This window comes from Pontibacter arcticus (genome assembly GCF_003284895.1).
Classification (GTDB): Bacteria; Bacteroidota; Bacteroidia; order Cytophagales; family Hymenobacteraceae; genus Pontibacter; species Pontibacter arcticus.
Genome location: NZ_QMDV01000002.1, coordinates 346272 through 368113, shown reverse-complemented (window position 1 = coordinate 368113; position 21842 = coordinate 346272). Strand labels below are relative to the sequence as shown.

Sequence of the window (21842 nt, the reverse complement as noted above, 5' to 3'; positions counted from 1 at the left end):
GTACGGCATTTTGTTCCTAAGAGCTAAATGCAAAACAGCCTGATGATAATTTCTTTATAAGCGCGAAGGGTTTTTCTACCTGGATTACACCTTGCTCAAAAAATTACCTCCCAGTGGATGTAAGTAAAAAGCGAAATGCTTCCTCTGGGCAACATTTCAGTTTTAAACCCGTCCAACTTATGAAGGATTCCAGATGTGTTACCACGTTATTTACATGATAAGAACACTTTTACTGTTCATTGCCTGTTTCATCAGCACCTTATGTTACGCACAATACCCGGAAGAAAAGCCCGAAGAGAAACCGACCTTGAAGATAGGCGGGGCCTTGCGCTTTAACTATAACCTATCCACCTGGAAAGATGATCAGGTGGAGCGGGGCGGCGACTTTGGCTATGATATGTTCCGGCTTAATGTGGAGTCGGCGTACAAGGGCATTAAACTGATTGCCGAATTCAGGCAGTATTCGCAGGCTTTTGGTGGCGGTTTCCTGAAGCAGGGCTGGTTCCAGTACGATTTCTCGGAAAGGTCGCAGCTACAGGTTGGTCTGAACCAGGTGCCCTTCGGTATACAGCAGTACAACTCCAACAACTGGTTTTTTAACATCACTTATTATGCTGGTTTCGAAGATGACCATGACATGGGGGTAAAGTACATACACGACAGCGGTCAATGGCAATGGCAGGCCGCCTACTATAAAAGTGCCGAGGAGTTTGTGTTCAGTTCAGAAGAGGCCAGCCCCAACCGCTACTCCTACGATATTACCGGGCGCAACAAAGAAAACAATCAACTAAACTTTAAGCTGGTTCGTCGTCTGGACGATAGCCTTGCCCATGAGCTCGGCGCTTCCCTTCAGGGCGGGCTGCTTTACAACCTGGATACGGAGCGTAATGGCACCAGGTACGCCGCTGCCATACACTATGAGTATAAACCTACCCACAGCCCCTGGAACGTGAAGTTGCAGGCTATGCTCTACAATATAAATCCTGAATATGCTGCCGGGGCAGAACTGGACTTTGTGGAGATGGGAGCCTACGGTGCAAATTACAATGTGGCCAACAGAGGCGAGATGTATACCGCCAACATAGCCTATCACGTCCCAATCGACACGCGCCTGCTGCAGGGGATCACCTTCTATAACAACTATGGCTACTACAACAAGCGTGTCAGCGGTTTTGAGAACACGCATATGAATGTACTGGGTGCACTTTGGACCGCCGGGCCCATGTACATCTACACCGATGCGGCTTTTGGCTACAACCAACCCTGGCTTGGCCCCGAGTGGGCAAACGCACTTGCATCAGGCACAACCGGGGACACAGACTGGCACATGCGTTTTAATATAAACATGGGATACTATTTCTGATTCTTTAACACAATATATATGAGTAAAGTAAGAAGTAACACACACAAATCGTTGGGACTGGAGGTAAATGGTCCTGTATTTTGGTCGTCTATTACATTTCTGGTGATCAGCATCGCATTGGTACTTATTTTCCGGGAGAGTGCCGAAGTATTTTTCAGTGAGGTGCAAGTAGCCGTAACTTCAAGTATGGGCTGGCTATTTATACTTAGCGTAAACCTCTTTGTGGCTTTCTGCCTGTACATAGCCTTCAGCAGATTTGGCACGATTCGTTTGGGAGGCAAGGACGCTAAGCCAGAATTCACCACCTCGGCCTGGTTTGCCATGCTTTTCAGTGCAGGTATGGGGATAGGCCTGCTTTTCTGGAGTATTGCTGAGCCCATCAACCACTTTCAAACACCCCCGCTCGGGGAGCCTGGCACACCCGCCGCGGCAAGGCAAGCCATGAACTTCACATTCCTGCATTGGGGATTGCACGCCTGGGCTATTTATGCGCTGGTGGCGCTGGCGCTGGCTTTCTTTACATATAACCGTCAGCTGCCTTTAACTGTGCGCTCGGCGTTTTACCCTTTTTTGGGCGAGCGGATTCATGGCGTAATTGGGCACGTGATCGATACCTTGGCTGTAATTGCCACGCTTTTCGGTCTGGCTACCTCGCTGGGACTTGGGGTGCAGCAGGTGGCGGCCGGGCTACATCACGTATTCCCCGCTATCGTAAATAATATCACTACGCAGATCATACTTATAGCCGTTATCACGGGTATCGCCACGATCTCAGTGGTAACTGGTGTAGATAAAGGCGTACGCATTTTGAGCGAGTGGAACATTCGCATTGCCCTGTTTGTACTGGTGGCGGTGCTGGTGCTGGGGCCGACGGTATTTATACTTGGTTCCTATGTGCAGAACACCGGCTCCTATATCGGTAACTTCATGCAGCTCTCCTTCTGGAACGAGGCTTACTCATCTAACAACTGGCAGGGCTCCTGGACAGTTTTCTACTGGGCCTGGTGGATCTCATGGGCTCCGTTTGTAGGTATTTTCATTGCCCGGGTTTCCAAAGGCAGGACCATTAAAGAGTTTGTACTTGGCGTGTTGATCGCCCCGACGCTTCTCTCCTTCCTTTGGATGACCGCCTTCGGCAGCACAGCGCTTCGCGAAACACTGGCAGGTGATGCAACAATAGCCAATGCTGTAGCTGCGGATATGTCTACTGCCCTGTTTGTCTTCTTCGAACAACTGCCCTTCTCTACTGTACTTTCCGTGGTCGGGGTAATTTTAGTAGCAGGTTTTTTTGTGACCTCCTCCGACTCCGGCTCATTGGTTGTCGTAAGCCTTACCTCTGGCGGTAACCCCAACCCATCAGTAGGCCTACGCGTTTTCTGGGCATTGGCAGGTGGCGCTGTTGCTGCTGTGCTCCTTCTTGGCGGGGGCTTGCAAGCATTACAAACGGCTGTTATCATCACGGGGCTTCCTTTTGCCATCATACTTTTGCTGATGTGTTACAGCCTGTACCGGGGCCTTGACGAGGAAGCCGCAGAAGAATCAAAACTAGGCAAAGCACAACAACGGAAAGCATATCAGCAGCTTGTTGGTGAAATGCTCGCCAAGCGTGCCATGAAACAGGACACTGGAACTACCGGAGCAAGAAAAGATAACTCTACATCCCCTAACCCTGATGCACTATGATTAAGATTGATGCCATGATGGTCTGCCTTGACCTTAGCGACATAGACGAAAAACTGGTTGCCTTTGCACGCTCTATCTGTGACCGCATGGAAATACGGAAAGTATACTTTGTACACAACATCAAAGTATACGAGCTGAGCGATGACTTTAAAGAATGGTTCGGAGATGTGGACCTTGCCAGCGAAATTGAGGGCAATATACAGGACATTGTAGCCGAACACTTTGAAGGTGGATGCGAGCATGAAATCCTTGTTAGCGAAGAGCCGAACACAGAAGTTATACTGGCCGACCTGGTAAAGCGCTACAAAATCAAACTTACTGTGCTTGGCAAGAAGATGAGCGACAAAAGTACGGGTGCTCTAGGTACAAAATTATTACGTATTCTGCCGTGCAGCGTGCTTGTGTTCCCTGAAACAGCCCGTTTCAACATACAAAAAGTGCTGGTGCCGATAGACTTTTCGGATACCTCAGAGCATGCGCTCAGGCTAAGTAAAAATCTGTCGGACCAACTAAGGCTTCAGCTGGAGATTATGCATGTGTATCGCTTGCCAAGGCAGTTTTTCCCGTTGATATCGCAAGAGAAAGCCGTTAAAAAAGCGGAAGAAGTGGTAAAAAGCAAGTTTGCCGAACTGCAAAAACGACACCAGGAGATGAGTAGTGTTCCTTATACTTTGGTAAGGGCTGCCAATAAGAGTATAGCAGAGCGTATAATCCTGCACCTGGAAAAAGGCAATCACGACCTGCTGGTACTGGGCCTGAAGGGGAACAACCCGTTGCCAACGCTTAGCCTAGGCAGTGTCCCGACCGAATTGTATAACACCGATATCCATGTACCGCTTTGGCTGGTGTACTCAGAGGATGCCATTCAATAAGTTAAACCAAAGCTGTGACAGGAATTAGAAAAAAGCAGGACAGTCAAGTGCTCTTATACCACCCCCGCTGACACCAGATTTCCTATTCCTGTCACCACCATGTCTACACCTATTGCTCCCAGAAAAAAGCCGTTGATGCGCAGCAGGAGTTCCATATTCTTGTCAAAAGCGATCTGTAGCTTTTTGGAACGCATGCCGCGGCGTATGTTTTTCATGCCCATGATAATAGCAACGTTAATGAGCATGATGATTGCCAGCGACAGTATACCTTCCCATAGCACCAGCTGCTCCGCCATGAGCACAGTAAGCGATATCGTGCCTGCACCCACCATAAACGGCAAGGCAATCTCCGACGCCAGATCATGCAGGTCGCCTTTGATCTGAATAAAACCTTTTTTACCCTGCACAATAAAAATATAGGCAAAAGAAAAGAGTACGATTCCGCCAAAGATCCGAAAGGACTCGAAGTTAATGCGAAACACCTGTTGGAAAACGATGTCGCCAAAAAGCAAAAAAGTCAGAAATATAAAGAATGAGATCATGGATGCTTTCAAAAATACAGACCGGAAATCTGCATCCGACAGATCGTTCATCACAGGCTTGAGGTATAGGAAAAGCGCAAAAGGGTTCAGCATAACCAGGAAACTGAAAATAGCTGCAATCATAAACAGAAGTATAAGTTTGTAATCTAGTCTCTATAGAACTTTACGGAAATAAGTTTTTAGAAGCGTAATTTTGTTTAGGATTAGCAAAGCCGGTATGGCAGGAAGCTAGCATTTTAAACTACATCTTAAGCTTAACTTCAGGTTTTAAGGTTAAGGATTACAGTGGAATTCTTGGATAGTTCCGGACCTCCACTTCTTTATCATTTTTACTGTTGACTAAGCGGCTGGGACGGTTGCTTTGGGCTACTTCATGTGCTTTGGCAAGCGCCTTTTCCTCCTCTTCAAACGTCTGTACCAGTTCCCCATCATGGTTTAGCACACACCACTGCTTCTGTTCTTCGTTCCACTGTACGCGGTACGTTTGCTCCCCTGATTGTTTTTTGTTTCGGATCAGGTCAAGTATAATTTTGCCGTCGCTATAGCTTCCGTCTGGGTATGGCATTGGCAGAAGCGCGAAAAACATATAATAAAGCGAGAAATAGGTGAACTGGTACGTGGCCATATTAGGGTCCAGGGTCTGGTTCTCTATCAGGTAGATAACAATTACAGTTGTTATAGCATTGAAAAGTGCGCCACCTGAAAAGATGAGAATATTAGCCAAATGGTGGTTGCGCTTTAGGTTATCGAAGGAACACTGGCCGTACCAGAAATAGTACTTGCGCACCTCCAGCATTCCGGCTCTAAACAGTACATCTCCGCTGCCTACGGTAACTTTAATGCTCCTTCCACCCATCAGCCAAGCGAAAAAGACATGCCCAGCCTCGTGTATAAACGAAATAACCGGAAGCACCAGGAAGAAGGCCAGAAAGAATTTCGGTATGTCGTTTACTCCAAACATAATACTTCCTGATACGGTAAAGAGAAAGTACTATACTTCTTTTTGTTGCTTTTTTAATAACTGATGAGGTCCTATACTTAAAAATTCTATTCTGACAGCTCTGATCAGTAATAGTGCATTCAAACAATGCCCTTACATAAAGTATAACAAGAGCAAAGAAGCAGAAATAATAAAAATATAATGCTTATTCTGTTCGGCAGTTCAATAACCTTTATCAAAATCAGTTTTTTGATGGGAAACTTAAGTTTATAAACTACTGATCCAGTTAATAAATTATTCTTCATTCACCTATACTTCAAGCTTAAGCTGGCGGATCAAAACACCCATTTTTTGTCTTATCATAAAATAAACATATCTTGAAATAAGGATAATAACAGAGTTTGTAACGGCTCAACTTCACTGTATTATAATGCCAATTGGGTTTCGGCGAGGTTCGTCTTTAGGTGATTTATTAATTTGCTTAATGCTACTTTAGCTTCTTTCATTACCGGAAGTAATGGCCAAATATGAGGCATGTTGCTACCAATATAGGTTTTAACTTCCACTTTCGCTTCCTGTAATTTCTGAATGAATAATAACTGGTCGGGGTAAGTGATGTCGTTTTCGGCAAGGAAAAGTATTGTTCTTGGAAACCCATCAAAGCCCAAGTTTAATGGCGAGATCATGGGGTGTTCTGTATTTCCATTGTCTGCGCACATTTTCTTGGCGCTAAATACTCCTGTTCTGGACAACATAGGATCAACTGGTTCAATTTCTTTGATCTGGGTATTAGACATAGTAGCGTGCATTACCGGGGAGACAAGTATAAGTTGTTTGGGTAATGCTATCTTGTCGCGAATTAATCGTTGGGTTAATGCCGCTATCAAAGTTCCTCCTGCAGAATCACCAATCAAAGTAATCTGTTTTGATGGGTATATTTTTAGTGCAGCCTCGTAAACCAAATCGATGTTATGTGATATTTCTAGAATCTTATGTTCAGGCGCTTTTGGATAATCACACATCCAACCGGTGTGGTTGGTCTGCTTTATTATTTGGTGCAAGGTATCCCAATGATGGTTTGCAGGTCCGCTTATAAAAGCTCCTCCAGGAATAAATAACAGTAACTCCCCTGAAGTATTCTTTTGTTTTAGTTCTGTGATGAGAGTAGTTGCTATTTGAAATGTCCGAACCTGGTTTTGTTTTAAAATTTTACCTGTAGGATGTTTAACATCCGCTTTTCTAATTTTTCCGAAATCTATAGGATCTTTACTAAAGTCATTCTTAATACCTTTCAGCTTAAGGATTGAAAGGGTGATATAATAGGTGAGGCTTTGTTTCATTTTTAGCATATTCCAGACAGAAGGATGTATTTGCAGAAGTGGATTTCAAGATAATAACTTCCCATACAGGCCTTGAAAATAGTTATAATTTCTAAATTTCCGGATTAGCAGTTTCCCTCAGTTGCTTATGAAGCATGTTGTAGTTTAAGCTATTTCAGGCTACTTGCATTCCTTAAGATTTAAAAAGCCATTTTACAAAAATGTAAAATGGCTTTTTAGATCTACTCATAAAGAGTTCATCTTTCTAGCTTAAACTTTGCATGTAATCAATTCCAACCGCCACCTAATACCTGGTACATAGCCACATGCGCAGTTAGTTGCTGCATTTTAGTTTCGATAAGTTCGAACCTCGATTCGAGTGCTTCTCGTTGCGTCAGCAATACTTCCATGTAATCCGCCCGCGCTGATTTAAACAACTCATTTGAGATAGTAATGGATTGTGTGAGCGCCTGCACCTGCTTCGATTTCAGATCATAACTTCTCTCAAGGTTATTTATATTAGCCAACTGATTTGCTACCTCTAAATATGCTTTTAAAACGGTACGTTCGTAGTTGTATACAGCCTGCAACTGTTTTGCATTGGCAGTATAATACGTTGCTTTGATCGCATTCCTGTTAAGCAATGGTGCTGTCAGATCTCCGGCCAACGTATAAAGCAACGATTCCGGTGATTTCAGGAGATAAGACGGATCAAAAGCTTGAATCCCTAAACCTGCAGTTATACCCAGTGAAGGATAGAAATTTGCTTTGGCCACTTTTACATCCAGTTTAGCTGCAGCCAGATCCAGTTCAGCCTGCTTAATATCTGGCCGGCTCTCTAACAGTTGTGCCGGAATACCGGCATGGGTTGCTGCAGGAACAAAATCATTGAAAGCCTGCGAATTTCTGGGGATAGGCTGCGGGTATCTGCCCAACAGGAAATTAATTTTGTTCTCAGTTTCGACTATACTTTGCTGAATGTTATACTGTAAACTTCTGGTGCCAAGTACCTGGGCTTCGAACCTGCGCACCGCCAGCTCATTCACCCGGGTCGCTTTTTTTTGGGCCTTTACTATTTCCAGCGCATTGGTTTGTATACCGATGTTCTGTTTTACTATCTCCAACTGGTTATCGAGTGCCAGTAATTCGTAATAAGATGTAGCAACTTCGGCAACCAGGTTTGTCACCATAAAATTCTTGCCTTCTACAGAAGAAAGATACCGTAATACCGAAGCCTTTTTAGCATTGCGCAGTTTGTGCCAGATATCTACTTCCCATTTAGCATAAGCTCCTACCATAAAATCCGGAAGCGGTTCCGGCATTTCTTTTTCGCGGTCAATATTGGTCGTAGCTTCCATGGCACCTATGTTGGTGTATCTGGCTACCTTGTCAAGGCCAGCTCCGGCCTGGATGCCAACAGACGGTAAGTACTCCCCCTTTCTGGCTCGTACCTCACTTTGTGCAACCTGGATTTCCTGTAAAGTAATATTAAGTTCCTGGTTGCGCTGTAATGCGGAGTCGATCAGGCTAGTCAGGTACGTATCGGTAAAATAAGCTTTCCAGGTAATCTTTGCCACATTAGTGGTGTCCTGAGAGTGATTGTAACTTGCAGGTACAGCCGCACTAGCCGATCTTTGAACTACAGCAGGTAAACTACAGGCTGTATAGGTTAAGGCGATGCAAGCTATCCCCAACCAATTGAATATGCTGTTTTTATACATGGTTTTCACTTTCTACTGTAAGGGGAAAATTGTCGAGGGCATGAACATAATCTTCGGTTAAAGGGGATTCCTCTTCATCTTTGATCAGGTGGCGACCATCTGCCAAATGGGCGAAGATATAGTATAGCCCCGGGATGATGATTACGCCGAAAATTGTTCCGAATAACATCCCTCCTAAAGCAGAAGCTCCGATTGTACGGTTACCAATGGCGCCTGCCCCCGTAGCAATAATCAACGGAATCAAACCAGCAATAAAGGCAAAAGATGTCATCAAAATAGGCCGGAAACGCACCCTGGCACCTTCTATGGCGGCATCAAGAATAGAGGCACCTTGCTGGCGCTTCATAACGGCAAACTCCACAATCAAAACAGCATTTTTTCCCAGCAAACCAATTAACATAATGAGTCCGACCTGCGCATAGATATTGTTCTCCAACCCCATGAGCTTCAGTAATAAAAACGAACCAAAGACACCAACAGGCAACGAGAAAACCACCGCCAATGGAATTATGAAACTCTCGTATTGGGCTGCTAACACAAAGTATACAAACACTAATACAATCAGGAATACATAAAGCGACTCATTGCCTCTGGTAGATTCATCATAAGAAAGGCCTTCCCAAGCGATATCATAGCCTTTTGGCAAAGTAGTGGCTGCCACTTCCTTTATAGCCTCGATGGCATCTGCTGTGGTATATCCCTTTGCCGGCAGACCTTGAATGGCTGCCGAATTGTACAAGTTGAAACGTGTTATTTCGTTTGGCCCTTGCGTTTTCTTAAGCTTCATGAAAGCCGAATAAGGCACCATTTCGCCTTGGTCGTTTTTGACGTAAAGCTTCAAAATATCGGAAGGCAACCTTCTGAATTTAGGGTCAGACTGCACGTATACTTTGAAGAACTGACCAAACTTGATAAAGCCTTGTTCATAGGTACTACCGATTAAAATATTGAGGTTTTCCATGGCTGCCCCAATAGAAACTCCTTTTTGCATGGCCAGGCTATTGTCTATTTCCAGTTCATACTGCGGATAATTAGCAGCGAAGAATGTAAACAGGCCCGTTAGCTCTTTTCGCTTTGCCAGGTTATCCATAAACTCCTGGTTAATTCTATCGAACTCATGGTAATCCGTATCGGTATTTTTATCCAGCAAACGCATCGAGAATCCGCCCGAAGAACCAAACCCAGGAATAGCCGGTGGCTCAAAAAATTCTACGACAGCTCCCAGCCCATGCGATTTTTCTTCCAGTTCTTCCATGATTTCCTTCACGGTATGGTCACGGTCAGACCAGTTTTTTAGGTTGATAAGGCATGTACCTGCATTAGATCCCCGGCCTTCGGTCATGATTTCGTATCCAGCCAAAGAAGACACTGATTCTACCCCTTCAATTTCTTCACAGATTTTCTGAAGCTTTTGGGATACCTGGTTCGTTTTTTCGAGGGTAGAGCCCGGAGGGGTCTGGATAATTGCATAGATAGTGCCCTGGTCTTCATTAGGTATAAATCCGGAAGGAAGGATCAGGTTTTCGTAAAATATCCCGGCCCCAAAGGCCAGAAGTATGCCGAATGTGAGCCATCTTCTACTCACAATCAATTTTAACAGCCCGACGTATTTTCCTGTGAGTTTATCAAAGCCACTGTTAAAGCTATCTAAAGCTTTGGCCAGCAGGTTTTTCTTTTTCTGTTTCCCATGATTGTTCTTTAACAACATGGCACACAGCACCGGAGTAAGTGTAAGGGCTATCACAGCAGAAATTACAATGGAACTGGCCATCGTAATAGAGAATTGCCGGTAAAATGTACCAACCGGACCCGACATAAAAGAGATCGGAAGAAATACGGATACCATCACAGCGGTTATGGCGATAATGGCACCACTAATCTCACCTAATACTTTTTTAACTGCATTATAAGGTGAAAGGTGTGGTTCTTCTTCCATTTTGGCATGCACAGCTTCCACCACTACAATGGCATCATCTACTACTATACCTATGGCTAACACCAGTGCAAAAAGTGTCACCAAGTTGATGGAAAGCCCAAAGAACTGGATCACAAAAAACGCACCCACTAAAGAAACCGGAACGGCCAGGATCGGAATGAGCGTAGAGCGCCAATCGCCTAAGAATATAAAAACTACGATAGCAACAAGTATAAAAGCATCGCGCAAAGTATGGAGTACCTGCTCAATAGAAGCATCCAGGAATTGCGATACATCATAGCTGATTTTGTAATCCATGCCCGGAGGGAACGTTGATTTCATCTCCTCCAGTTTGGCTTTTACTTCAGCAATTACATCGCTGGCATTACTGCCATAGTTCTGCTTCAGAACAATGGCTGCAGAAGGCTTACCATCCAGGTTAGAATAAATATCAAAAAATTCACTTCCCAGTTCTACCGTAGCGATGTCGCGCAGATGGATGCTTTCACCTGCTTCATTAGCCCGAACAATAATATTTTCATATTCTTCCGGTTTGTTGTACCTGCCTTTGTAAGTAAGCACATATTCAAGCGACTGGGCAGCAATGCCTGAGCTTTGGCCCAACCTGCCCGGACGACCTATGATACTTTGCTCGCCTAACGCTTTCATAACTTCTTCAACGGAGAGGTTATAAGCGCGCATACGATCCGGATTTAACCAAATACGCATGGCATATCTCCGGCTACCTAAAATTTGCGCCCTGGCTACCCCTTTGGTCCGTTGTATTTCGGGGATCATCTTAACAGTGGCGTAATTGAACAGGAATTTTTCGTCCATGCTCTTATTTTCAGAGTAAAGGTTGACGTACATCAGCATACTGGGCTGAATAGGCGTAATTACAACCCCTTCGCGCTGCACCAGTTCCGGTAAAAGTGGCATTACCTGATCTACCCGCGTTTTAACCCGTATCACGGCATCATTGGGATCTGTGCCTGGTTCAAAGATTACTTTAAGGGTAGCCTCGCCAGCACTGGTGGCATCTGTAGCGATATAACGCATGCCTTCCACGCCATTAATGGCCTGCTCTAAAGTTATCAGTGTGGATTGCACCAATACATCAGCGCTGGACCCGGGATAAGCAATAAATATACTTACAGTGGTAGGAGCAATTTCAGGGAACTGAGAGATAGGTAACTTTTTAATAGCCAGGCTCCCTACAAAAACAATCATGACCGATATGACAATAGCAAATACGGGCCTTTTTATAAATTTACTAAACATGTCTGCTGCTTTTTAAGATTTTAAATTACTCCGCATATAAATCCAGCTGAGACATGAGCGTGCCGGGCTCCACGTACTTGGTATGCACTTTTTCGTTTTCACCTACAAGGCGCAAGCCCTCCAGAAGAATCTTATCATTTTCAGCCAACCCGTTTTTTACCACATAAATGTGCGGCATTTCAGCTGCTACCGTAATTTCCCTCGATCGTAAGACATTGTCTTTCCCTACAACAAAGACATACTTTTTATCCAAAACTTCGAAGGTGGCTTTCTGTGGGATAATAAGGGCGTCTTTCAGGGGCACACGCATTTGTATATTACCGGTTTCGCCGTGCCTTAACAGCCCTTTGGGATTAGGAAATGTAGCCCTGAAAGCAATATTCCCGGTTTCATTGTTAAAATCGGCTTCAATAGTTTCTACTATTCCCGGATAATCAAATGGCTTATTATTTGCCAATACCAGATTTACCTTTGTTATTTCCTCTTTATTTGCCGAAGTTTTATAATCCAGGTAATTGGCTTCCGGAACATTGTAGTACACCCACATTTTACTGTTATCGGATAACTCAGTAAGTAACTCGCCTTCTTCAACCAGGCTGCCAAGCCTAACATGAAAACGATTAATTATACCATCAAAAGGTGCTCTGATCTCGGTAAACTGCAAATGAACTTTTGCCAGTGAAACTTCCGCTTTTGCCTTATCAAGTTTAGCTTTGGCCATAGCCAGTTCACTTGGAGCTACGATGTTTCTTTGGGCTAACGAAGCCGTATTTTGGTATTCGATTTTAGCAAAGTTGGCTTCTGCCTGTGCTTTCTGTAGCTCGGCTTCATACAGGTTCGGCATAACCTGAAACAGCAATTGCCCTTTTCTTACAAGCTGCCCTTCGTCTACAAAAATTTTCTGCAGGTAGCCTTTCTCCTGCGCTCTTAACTCGATGTGGCGTATGGATTGGATCTGGCTCACATAATCTTCCATAATGGTTGTATCCATTTTCATCGGACTGCTAACCAAAAACGTAGTTTCTTTTTCCTTTTTCTCTTCTCCGTTTGAAAATGTACAACCAGTATGGCACAACAAGGCACAAAGGCCCATCAGCATGAATATTCTCTTCATAATAAATTAAAAAAGATAGGTGTTGAACTTATAAGGGATATTAGATGGCAACACACATGGCGGCTGCATTAACCAGCAAGGTGCATAACATGTGATTTCTTTACAGGAGGGGCTGCATTGTGTAAATCAATAACCTTGACTACCTTTTGCAGGGCAACAGCTATACCTTTGGGAATTACCAGTTCAGGCATAAAAAATGGTGCGACTAACTACCCGGATAAGTAGTTAACCCTTAACTAAAAAAAAATCTGATAATTGAATTTAGCGCTTAAGAAAGCGGGAATGGATAGTTGCCATTAGCCTTGGTTCAGGCTTAGAGGAGGAGTAGCAACCGGAAAAAAAAATTATAGTCGGAAATTTTGATGCAGGATATAGGCAGCACGCTCTTTATCTTTTATGGATGTACCATAATGCAACAGAAAGTGCTTATTGAGTAATTTAAAATCGGGGATATAACTATAGACCTGATAGTTTGCCAGGTGACTCAGGTCAGGAAAAAGCGACTCATCATTTTCTGAATCTTCTTTGTTTACCTGTACTACCTGCAGATCTACCGTCGACTTTTTAAGGATCTGTTGATTTGAGCTACCAGGCTGTATCGCTAAACCCTTACTGCTTGCCTGCGATATGACAGATGCTGCAATAGCATAACCACCTGCCAGGTTAAAGCAGGTAATAAGCATAAGCAGAAAAAATAAAAATCGCTTCACAAGTCTTTGTTTTGTAGCACAAAATTAGATGCTTCCTATAAAACTTGTACACGTTTACCCTGAATTTATTTTCACACCTAAAAATCCGTTGACTTTTAGGTGTGAAACAAGCTGCATTTTTACAAAGTATCTGGTATTCTTCTGGCTTTGATGCGTACTAATTAAGACTATACTTTATAATTGATCGTCCAAACCATATAAGGCATCAGCTAAACGCACATCGAAGTCTTAACTAACTGGCAAAGTATAAATTAGCGTTTACGATCAGGTTATCTGCACCACTACCTTGCCGCGGGTCTTATGTGTTTCAACCTGCGCGTGTGCTTTGGCCATATCTTCGAATTTAAAAGTATGGGACACATGCGCCTTAATGATTCCCTGACGCATCAGGCCGGCTATTTTTGCCATGTCTTCGCCGCTGGAATGCACCAGGTAATTTTTGGCTTCGATGTTACGCTTCTGCGCTACCTGCTGCACGGCTTCTTTTGCGCCACCCAGTATAGATACCAGTTTGCCCCCCTCTTTCAGGCAGTTTAAGGAACGTAATGCGTTTTCCTCACCAAGCGAGTCCAATACAATGTCCACATCTTTTGCTTCGTCTTCTACCTTTTGTTCTTTGTAATCTATCTGCACGTCGGCACCCAGACTCCGAATAAAATCATGGTTCTCTCTGGAAGCAGTACCTATAACATATGCCTTAAAATGTTTAGCGATCTGCACTGCAAAATGCCCTACCCCTCCTGCTGCCGCATGTATAAGCACGCGCTGGCCCGGTTTAATGGAAGCTTCATGCACCAGCACTTGCCAAGCTGTTAAAGCAGCTAATGTAGCTGCGGCTGCTTCGTGATGGCTTATGTTTTCAGGTTTGTGGGTCAGGTGTGCTTCGGGTGCGGCTACATATTCAGCGTAGGCTTTGCCATGGCCCGGGAAATTTACCATGCCAAACACTTCGTCGCCTGGCTTAAAAGCGGTTACCTGCGCTCCGGTTTCCACCACTTCCCCCGAAATATCCCAGCCAATAACAACTGGTGCCGTTTCCTGTAAAGTAGTATAAAACGCTTTGCCTTCGCGGGTTTTGGTATCGACAGGGTTGATGCTGATGGCCTTAACTTTCACCAGTACTTCATCCGCTTTAATTAAGGGCTGGTCGAGTTGGGTTAATTCCAGGGTTTCCGGACTGCCCGGATTGTTTACTACAAATGCTTTCATACGTTTAGATTTGACTCTATTTATACTTTGTAAACCAAGGCTCAGGCAAAAAGTTATAAGAGCTGGCAGCCAAGTGGCAAATTTCAATTAATGCTTATCTTCTCCATCGCATTCTAAGTATAGGCACATACTTATACTTCTTTCTCCCCGGTATCATCAGATTGATCATTCTCTTTGGCGAGGTACAACATTTGGGAAGGCAGGGAAATACTTGTGCCGCTGGCTTGTATGATGTCCATTATCTGCAAAAATAATTCTTCCTTAATTTCCAGGTAATTGTTGTAATCCTTTGCATTTATATAAGTATAGATCTCCAAATTAAGGGAGTCCTGGCCAAATTCCGTAAAGCGCACACGTACCTGCTTCGAGTCAATTTTTTCGTGGGCCAGAAGCGCTGCTCTGATCTCTTTCAGGAGATAACGGATCTGGTCGGGGGTAGTGCTATACCGCAAACGAAGTATGGAACTGAGCAGGAACTGGTCTCTGGGAGCAAAGTTTTCGATCTGCTGGGAAGAAAATTCCCCGTTCGGGATGGTAACGATAGTGCGGTCTGCGGTTCTGATACGGGTAGAGCGCATCCCGATCTGTTCTACTGTGCCGCTTACACTGCCTACTTTACAAAAATCACCCACCCTGATGGGCTGATCAGCTATCAGCGTAACGCTCCCTACAAAGTTCTCCACAGTTTTCTGGGCACCAAGGGCTAAGGCAATACCTCCAATACCTAAAGCTGCTAATCCGGCTGTCACATCAAATCCGAAGGTATCCAGTGCTAAGATAATACCGAGTACCAGCAAGGCCACTTTAATACCACGCCTCAGAAAAAGCACTGCCGATACACCTGCCTGGTTACCCCGAAGCGCCAGCCTCCGCTCAAAAAACCTCGACAGAAAATCAAGCAGTTGCCACACAAGCAATAGCATGGCAATTAAGCCAACAATAACGGTTATTTCGCTCAGGCGCATGCGCACAATGATGGAAATACCCACGTAGCGGCTGGCAAAAACAAATAGCCAGATTGCCAGGTAGAGCTGTACAGGAAGCGCAAAGGCACGGATAATACCGGCTGTTGTTTCCTGGCGGGCTTTGGCCCATACCTTCGGAATCAGCAAGAGTATGAGTGCCGTTATCCCTTTGGCCAGCAAGTAGGCCACTATAATCAATAACACGATACTTAACCAATGCCCGATGGGCACACCTCCCCATTTGTTATCTTCGAGTGCCTCCGGCGATACTTTCTCTACTAAGGTACTCTTTATGTTTTCTTCTACCGGAAGCGGGATACGTTGTACTGTTTGGGAAGAAAAAAGCCAGATTGGTCCTCCTTCAGGGCCTTCTGTTCTCTCCACCATCAGGTCGATCTCTTCGGCGTTGATCGAGATAGCGCCAACCCGGTCCAGGTTGGGGCCCAGATTATCTTCTGCAAAGCCGTTGTAAGTATTATTCATCCAGGAGAAAGGCATCAGCTTTCCGCTCCGGTCCATGAGTTCCTGTAAGGATTTTGCCAGCACCGGCCCGTTTCGCACAGAAACCAGGGTAGTATCCATGTTCAGGTAATGGGCTGCCCGGTTATAATTCTGGTCTGCCACAGCTGATATAAAACCCTGTACCGTTCCGCGCGGCGTGCGTCGTCCTAACGAGTCTTCAGGCCAAACCGGCACCACAATCTCTGCCGTATCAGCAGGCGCCTCCTGCGCATGTAGCTGAGGTGTATGCCAACATAAAACAAGTATAAGTATAGCCACAACTTTATACCTGTAGGTGAGCGATCTTGGGGAAAAAAGAGTCAGTTTCTTGTATAACATGCTGCAGTTAGCTTCTAATCGAGGTTGTATTTTGCGCGCCATTAACTCTACGCTGATTAATACCGGCATATAAAGGAAACAAGGCTTCTTCGTTTCATCAATAACCCGTTTTATAATTAGCAGGCTGTTCAACATCCGGAAGCAGTTAACTTTTTTACGTATCAGGTTAATATCTGCCGCTCAAAAATCCGTTAATTAAAGTATAAGTTCTTATGCAGTAAGCCTGATGATCAGGCCTTCATTACGTTCCAGGTTTATAGCGTTACTAACTGCAACTCGCTCTTTTTCTGGATCGCAGGCAATTTCTATTGTGCCATTAAACTCGAAATGTGCTGACTCGAACTTACACGGCTCAGCCGACATATTCAGTACTACCAGGAACCGTTGCCCTTCTGCTGCCTCCCGAACATAGGCCAGTACTTGCTTGTCCGCATGGATCGGCGCATACTTTCCGATATGTAAAGCAGGCTCCTGCTGGCGTAGTTTTATAAGACGTTTGTATAACGAAAGCAACGACTTAGGATCATCCTGTTGTAGTGCTACATTAACCTCTTTATGATCGGAAGCTAGCCGGAGCCAGGGCTTACCGTCTGAGAAACCAGCATTTATACTTGTATCCCATTGCATAGGCGTACGCGATGGGTCGCGCGATAAATCAAGGTCCGGCATATTCAAGCCTTGCGGGTCCTGCACTTCTTCTTTTGGAATGGTTACATTGCACATGCCAATTTCTTCGCCATAATAGATGGTGGGCGTACCACGCAAAGAGAGTAATAACATAGCCGCAACCCTAGCTTGTTCTGGCCCAATACGGCTGGCGAGGCGTGGCTGATCATGGTTGCCGAGTACCCAGTTTGGCCAGCCGTCCGGAGGCAATGTACCTTCATACGTATCAATGGCTGCTGCAATTTCAGTAGCATCCCAGGGTAAAGTAAGCAACTGAAAGTTAAAAGGCAGGTGTGCTTCCTGCTGCTCGGTACCATAATAGGTAACCAGTTTTTCTATCGGGAGGTAAATTTCACCAATTAACAACCGCTCCTCGTAGCTGTCAGTTACCTGTCGCATCATCTGCACGATAGCATGCACCTCTGGCTGGTCGGTGGAATAAGCAGGTATAAGTTGCTCGTAAGTAGCCATGTGTGGTTTGTAATCGGGATTTTTCGGGTTGTTGCGCAGCTGCTCATCTTTGATCATATGCCACATCACATCTACCCTGAAGCCATCCACGCCCTTATCCAGCCAGAAACGCATCACGTTAAACATAGCCTCCTGTACTTCGGGGTTTCTCCAGTTCAGGTCGGGTTGCTCTTTCAGGAAGGCGTGGTAATAATACTGCTCCGTTTTCTCATCCCACTCCCAGGCACTGCCGCCAAACATGGCCAGCCAGTTGTTGGGCTCAGCTCCATCGGGTTTCGCATCGTGCCAGATGTACCAATCGCGTTTTGGGTTATCGCGGGACGAGCGTGCTTCCAGAAACCAGGGATGCTGGTCAGAAGTATGATTGGGCACCAAATCCAGGATCAGTTTCATCTCTCTGGCATGTACTTCCTGCAGCAGTTTGTCAAAATCCTGCATGGTACCAAAAAGTGGGTGTATATCGCAATAATCCGCTATATCGTACCCAAAATCTGCCATTGGCGACGGAAAGATCGGGGAAATCCAGAGCGCTTCTACGCCCAGCCATTTCAGGTAATCGAGCCTGGAGGTGATGCCCTTTAAATCGCCAACTCCATCATTATTACTATCCTGGTAGGATCTGGGATATACCTGATAAATTATTCCTTTTTGCCACCAGATGAACTGGTTCTGATTTTCTTTCATAAGCAATTTAGAGTCTTATTTTGGGCCGTTACGTTTCCGGAAAACTGGGCCCGTTTTTTTATTATACTTTACGACACTTACTTGGTAGCTGTCTTCTGTTTATACTTTAAAGCTGTGCAGTTTTTCAGACTTAAGTGTCAAAAAAACCGACGTTAGTGGTTATTTAACCCATAATTAAACTTTGCCAACCTACGTTTGGCAGTGAAGAACAAAGCAGTTCAGCCTAAACTTTTTTAATTAAAACGTTAACCAGCTAGGGAGTTAATGAGCGCCTTCTACAAAATTTACAGCTCAGCTTTTGCGAAACAGGTGGCTCAGGTCGCCTGCCCGGAACCAGCGGTAACCGTAAGCCGAAATCGTTATTTTATGAACTCCTTTTGTATCGGTTACACTGTCAGAATTGATCATCAGATCGACTAAGGTGGTTTCCTGTGTTTGCTTTAGTTTGAGGCTTACTTCATGCGCCTTTTCGTCAAAATTATGTAGTATAACCAGGGAGCTCTCCTGCCAGTTGTAGTGCATGCCCAATACCTGCGGTACGCCTGTATCGAGCAGTTGCCAGTTGCCCCAGCCTATTTCGGCACATTCCTGCCGCAGCCGGATCAGGGTCGACATCCAGTTTAACAACGAATGAGGTTCGCGGCGTTGTGCTTCTACATTTACATGTTTGTAGGCGTATGGCCCCTCCGAAATAATGGGATGAACCAGCTTTTCAGATTTAGAGAACCCGGCCTGGAAGCCATCTGTCCATTGCATGGGGGTCCTGACAGCTTCACGCTCCTTCAGACTCAGGTCTTCACCCATGCCAATCTCATCGCCGTACCGTATCACAGGTGTACCAGGCAGTGAAAACATCAGGCTGTAAGCAAGCTCGGTTTGCTGGCGGTTACCTAACATCGGAGAAAGCCGTCGCCGTATACCACGGTCATACAATTGCATAGACTTTTCCGGACCGAAACGGGCAAACACTTTTTCGCGCTGCTCTTCCGAGAGGCGTGCCAGGTCCAGTTCGTCGTGGTTCCGCAGGAAATGTGCCCACTGCGACGTTGGAAATTTAATCCGGGTAGCTTCCAAAGCCTCTTTCAGCGGTTCGGTATCGCCTGTAGCAAGCGCGTAGAACAGGTATTGGTTCACGTAGAAATTAAACATCAGGTGGATGCCATCTCCTTCCTCGCCAAAATATTCTTCTGTTTCCTTGGGCAGCACATTGGCTTCGCCTAACAGAATGGCATCGCCCCTCCTCCACTGTAAAAATCTGCGCATCTCCCGCAGGTATTCAAATCTAAGTTTCCGGTCAGATATGTTCGGGCCTTGTTTTTCAAGTATAAAAGGAACCGCATCAACCCGGAAACCTGCAACCCCCAGCTCCAGCCAAAACCCGATGATCCTTTTAATTTCTGCCCTTACTTCGGGGTTATCGATGTTTAGATCCGGCTGAAACTTATAAAAACGGTGAAAGTAATAGGCTTTTGCTTTCTTATCGTAGGTCCAGGTGGCCTCCTGTACATTCGGGAAAACCATTCCCTCGTTCCAGTCGTCCGGCTTTTTATCCGACCAGGCATACCAGTCCCGGTGTTTGGCATTTTCGCTGCTGCGGGCATCCTGAAACCAGGGATGCTGGTCTGAAGTGTGGTTTACAACCAGATCGATAATTACTTTAATACCACGCTTCGAGGCCTGGTGCATAAACTCAACAAAATTGCCGCTGGAGCCATGCCGGGGGTCTACGCCATAATAATCCTGTATATCATAGCCATTGTCTTTGTTAGGCGAAGGATGGAACGGAGCCAGCCAGACGGTATCAACCCCAAGGGCATGCAGGTAATCCAGGCGGCGCGAAAGCCCTTCGAAATCCCCGATGCCGTCATCGTTCAGATCCATAAATGTTTCAAGGTCGAGGCTGTAGATAATAGCATTTTTATACCAGAGTTCATTTATCATGTGGGCGCAGCTTTTGGTAAGTTTTTATACGTTACGGTTAAAACAAATTTCCTTTTACGGAGGCACGTGTAATCAGACTATTGGAAATGTTACAAATAAAGTACACGCTAAATGAGCTACGTTTCAGAGTTCAAGGCAAGTAGCTGGTCCTTACCACATTAGTTTAAGGTTATTTTATACTTTGCTTATCCTGAAAGCGAAACTTATACGTAAGCAACTATTTACATTGGTAAGAGCGTCTGCCTCAACTGAAGCTTACAGCAAACTGATTACTTTCTTTCTTGCTAAACCGGAAGTGGTAAAGTATGGCAATATCACATTTCACGCAGTGGATGATCTCTTGTAAAGTATAAATCATAAAACCTACAACCCTACTATGAAAAAGAGCTTACTTTCAATTTTACTTTTAACTGTAATGGCAACTGCCATGGTTAGTTGCGATGATGACGACGATCTGTGGGATACTACCGTACCCGAAAAAGGCGATACGCCAACTTCAGCCCAGTTTCAGGGCTTTATATTCAGGCCCGGGCTTATGCCCGCCTCGGATGCCAATGTAAACCAGTTAAAAGTACCGGAAGGCTTTACAGTTACTAAATTTGCCGAAGACCTGGGCAAGCCCCGCATTCTGGTAACCAACAGCACAGGCCAGGTATACGCCACTGACCGGGAGGCTGGTACCGTGATGCTGCTTGTGGATACAAACGGAGATGGCGTTGCAGACAACAAGCAAACGGTAGCAAACATAAAACAGGCACACGGGCTTGCCATACAAAATGGCCGGCTCTATATTGCTACTGTTCGTGAGGTGTATGTTGCCGATATGAACATGGATGGTACCCTGGGCCAGCCTCGGCTCCTTATAAAAGACTTACCCGACGGAGGCCAGCACCCTAACCGTACCCTTGCTTTTGGCCCTGATGGGAAACTCTATATCACCATTGGAAGTACCTGCAATTCGTGCCCGGAGCCTAACCGCTTAAATGCTACCATTGTACGGGTTAATTCGGATGGTTCGGATATGAAAGTATTTGCCAAAGGACTGCGCAACACAATTGGTTTTGGCTGGCACCCGCAAACCGGCGAAATGTGGGGCATGGACCATGGCATTGACTGGTTGGGCGATGATGAGCAAAAAGAAGAAGTAAACAAACTGGTGGAAGGCGCTGATTACGGCTGGCCGTATATTTATGGCGAAGGCAAGTATAACCCAGGCGACAGGCCTAAAGGCGATACTACATACCAGCAATACCTGCAAAAAACAACCTTGCCTGTTCTTACTTACCAGGCGCACGCTGCTCCCATGGAAATGGAGTTTTATACGGGCAACCAGTTTCCGGCCGATTACCAGGGAGATGCCTTTGTAGCGATGCGGGGGTCCTGGAACAGAAGCAAGCCGGTTGGTTATAAGGTGGTACGTTTACATTTCGAGAACGGCCAGCCTGTTCGGTTTGATGACTTTCTAACAGGTTTCCTGGTTAACGGAAACCAATCGCATTTTGGCCGTTTGGTTGGCTTGGCTGTGCATGCAGATGGCTCACTACTGGTTTCGGATGATACGAATGGGGTAATTTACCGCGTTTCGAAGCAGTAATATATTAATCAA

The 21842-nt window shown here is 45.2% G+C and carries 15 protein-coding genes; 4 read left to right on the top strand and 11 right to left on the bottom strand.

Going from position 1 to position 21842, the window contains the following annotated elements; all coding sequences use genetic code 11:
* Positions 1-214: 214 nt before the first annotated feature.
* From DP923_RS06700 to DP923_RS06690, 3 genes are read left to right on the top strand one after another with little or no spacing between them, the layout of a single operon-like run.
* Positions 215-1363 carry a hypothetical protein gene (locus DP923_RS06700; protein ID WP_112305602.1) on the top strand — a complete coding sequence of 383 codons (1149 nt, stop codon included), beginning with the start codon at positions 215-217 and terminating at the stop codon, positions 1361-1363.
* An 18-nt stretch (positions 1364-1381) separates the two neighbouring features.
* Positions 1382-3046, top strand: coding sequence for a BCCT family transporter (locus DP923_RS06695; protein ID WP_112305079.1), 1665 nt, complete (start codon positions 1382-1384; stop codon positions 3044-3046).
* Positions 3043-3918: a universal stress protein gene (locus DP923_RS06690; protein ID WP_112305078.1), complete on the top strand. Its 876-nt coding sequence runs from the start codon at positions 3043-3045 to the stop codon at positions 3916-3918. Before DP923_RS06695 ends, DP923_RS06690 begins: the two co-directional genes overlap by 4 nt.
* Before the next feature lie 53 nt (positions 3919-3971).
* On the opposite strand, the gene DP923_RS06685 is transcribed toward DP923_RS06690, so the two are convergent.
* The 11 genes from DP923_RS06685 to DP923_RS06635 all read right to left on the bottom strand — a co-directional run bounded on the left by DP923_RS06685 (position 3972) and on the right by DP923_RS06635 (position 20236).
* Complete coding sequence (locus tag DP923_RS06685; protein ID WP_112305077.1) at positions 3972-4583, bottom strand: MarC family protein; 612 nt, start codon at positions 4581-4583, stop codon at positions 3972-3974.
* A gap of 157 nt (positions 4584-4740) precedes the next feature.
* Positions 4741-5421 (bottom strand): site-2 protease family protein, encoded by a 681-nt coding sequence (locus DP923_RS06680; protein WP_112305076.1) that lies wholly within the window; start codon positions 5419-5421, stop codon positions 4741-4743.
* Positions 5422-5825: 404 nt separating this feature from the next.
* Entirely contained in the window at positions 5826-6740 is a 915-nt protein-coding gene (locus DP923_RS06675) for an alpha/beta hydrolase (protein WP_112305601.1), read from the bottom strand.
* Positions 6741-7006: 266 nt separating this feature from the next.
* Positions 7007-8440, bottom strand: coding sequence for a TolC family protein (locus DP923_RS06670; RefSeq protein WP_112305075.1), 1434 nt, complete (start codon positions 8438-8440; stop codon positions 7007-7009).
* Positions 8433-11636, bottom strand: a complete 3204-nt coding sequence (locus DP923_RS06665; protein ID WP_112305074.1) for an efflux RND transporter permease subunit — start codon at positions 11634-11636, stop codon at positions 8433-8435. Before DP923_RS06665 ends, DP923_RS06670 begins: the two co-directional genes overlap by 8 nt.
* A gap of 25 nt (positions 11637-11661) precedes the next feature.
* The gene (locus DP923_RS06660) at positions 11662-12750 is read right to left on the bottom strand and encodes an efflux RND transporter periplasmic adaptor subunit (RefSeq protein WP_112305073.1); all 1089 of its coding nucleotides are present in this window, start codon (positions 12748-12750) and stop codon (positions 11662-11664) included.
* Between the two features lie 344 nt (positions 12751-13094).
* Positions 13095-13433 carry a hypothetical protein gene (locus DP923_RS06655; RefSeq protein WP_112305072.1) on the bottom strand — a complete coding sequence of 113 codons (339 nt, stop codon included), beginning with the start codon at positions 13431-13433 and terminating at the stop codon, positions 13095-13097.
* Positions 13434-13724: 291 nt separating this feature from the next.
* Positions 13725-14669: an NADP-dependent oxidoreductase gene (locus tag DP923_RS06650; RefSeq protein WP_112305071.1), complete on the bottom strand. Its 945-nt coding sequence runs from the start codon at positions 14667-14669 to the stop codon at positions 13725-13727.
* 131 nt (positions 14670-14800) lie between these two features.
* A complete protein-coding gene (locus tag DP923_RS06645; protein WP_112305600.1) occupies positions 14801-16474 on the bottom strand; it encodes a mechanosensitive ion channel family protein in 1674 nt (557 codons plus the stop codon).
* A gap of 210 nt (positions 16475-16684) precedes the next feature.
* Entirely contained in the window at positions 16685-18295 is a 1611-nt protein-coding gene (locus DP923_RS06640) for an alpha-amylase family glycosyl hydrolase (RefSeq protein WP_112305070.1), read from the bottom strand.
* Positions 18296-18586: 291 nt separating this feature from the next.
* On the bottom strand, positions 18587-20236 hold the full coding sequence (locus tag DP923_RS06635) for an alpha-amylase family protein (RefSeq protein WP_112305069.1): 1650 nt from the start codon (positions 20234-20236) through the stop codon (positions 18587-18589).
* Between the two features lie 376 nt (positions 20237-20612).
* Between DP923_RS06635 and DP923_RS06630 the strand changes: the two genes are divergently transcribed.
* Positions 20613-21830, top strand: coding sequence for a PQQ-dependent sugar dehydrogenase (locus DP923_RS06630; protein WP_112305068.1), 1218 nt, complete (start codon positions 20613-20615; stop codon positions 21828-21830).
* Positions 21831-21842: the final 12 nt, after the last annotated feature.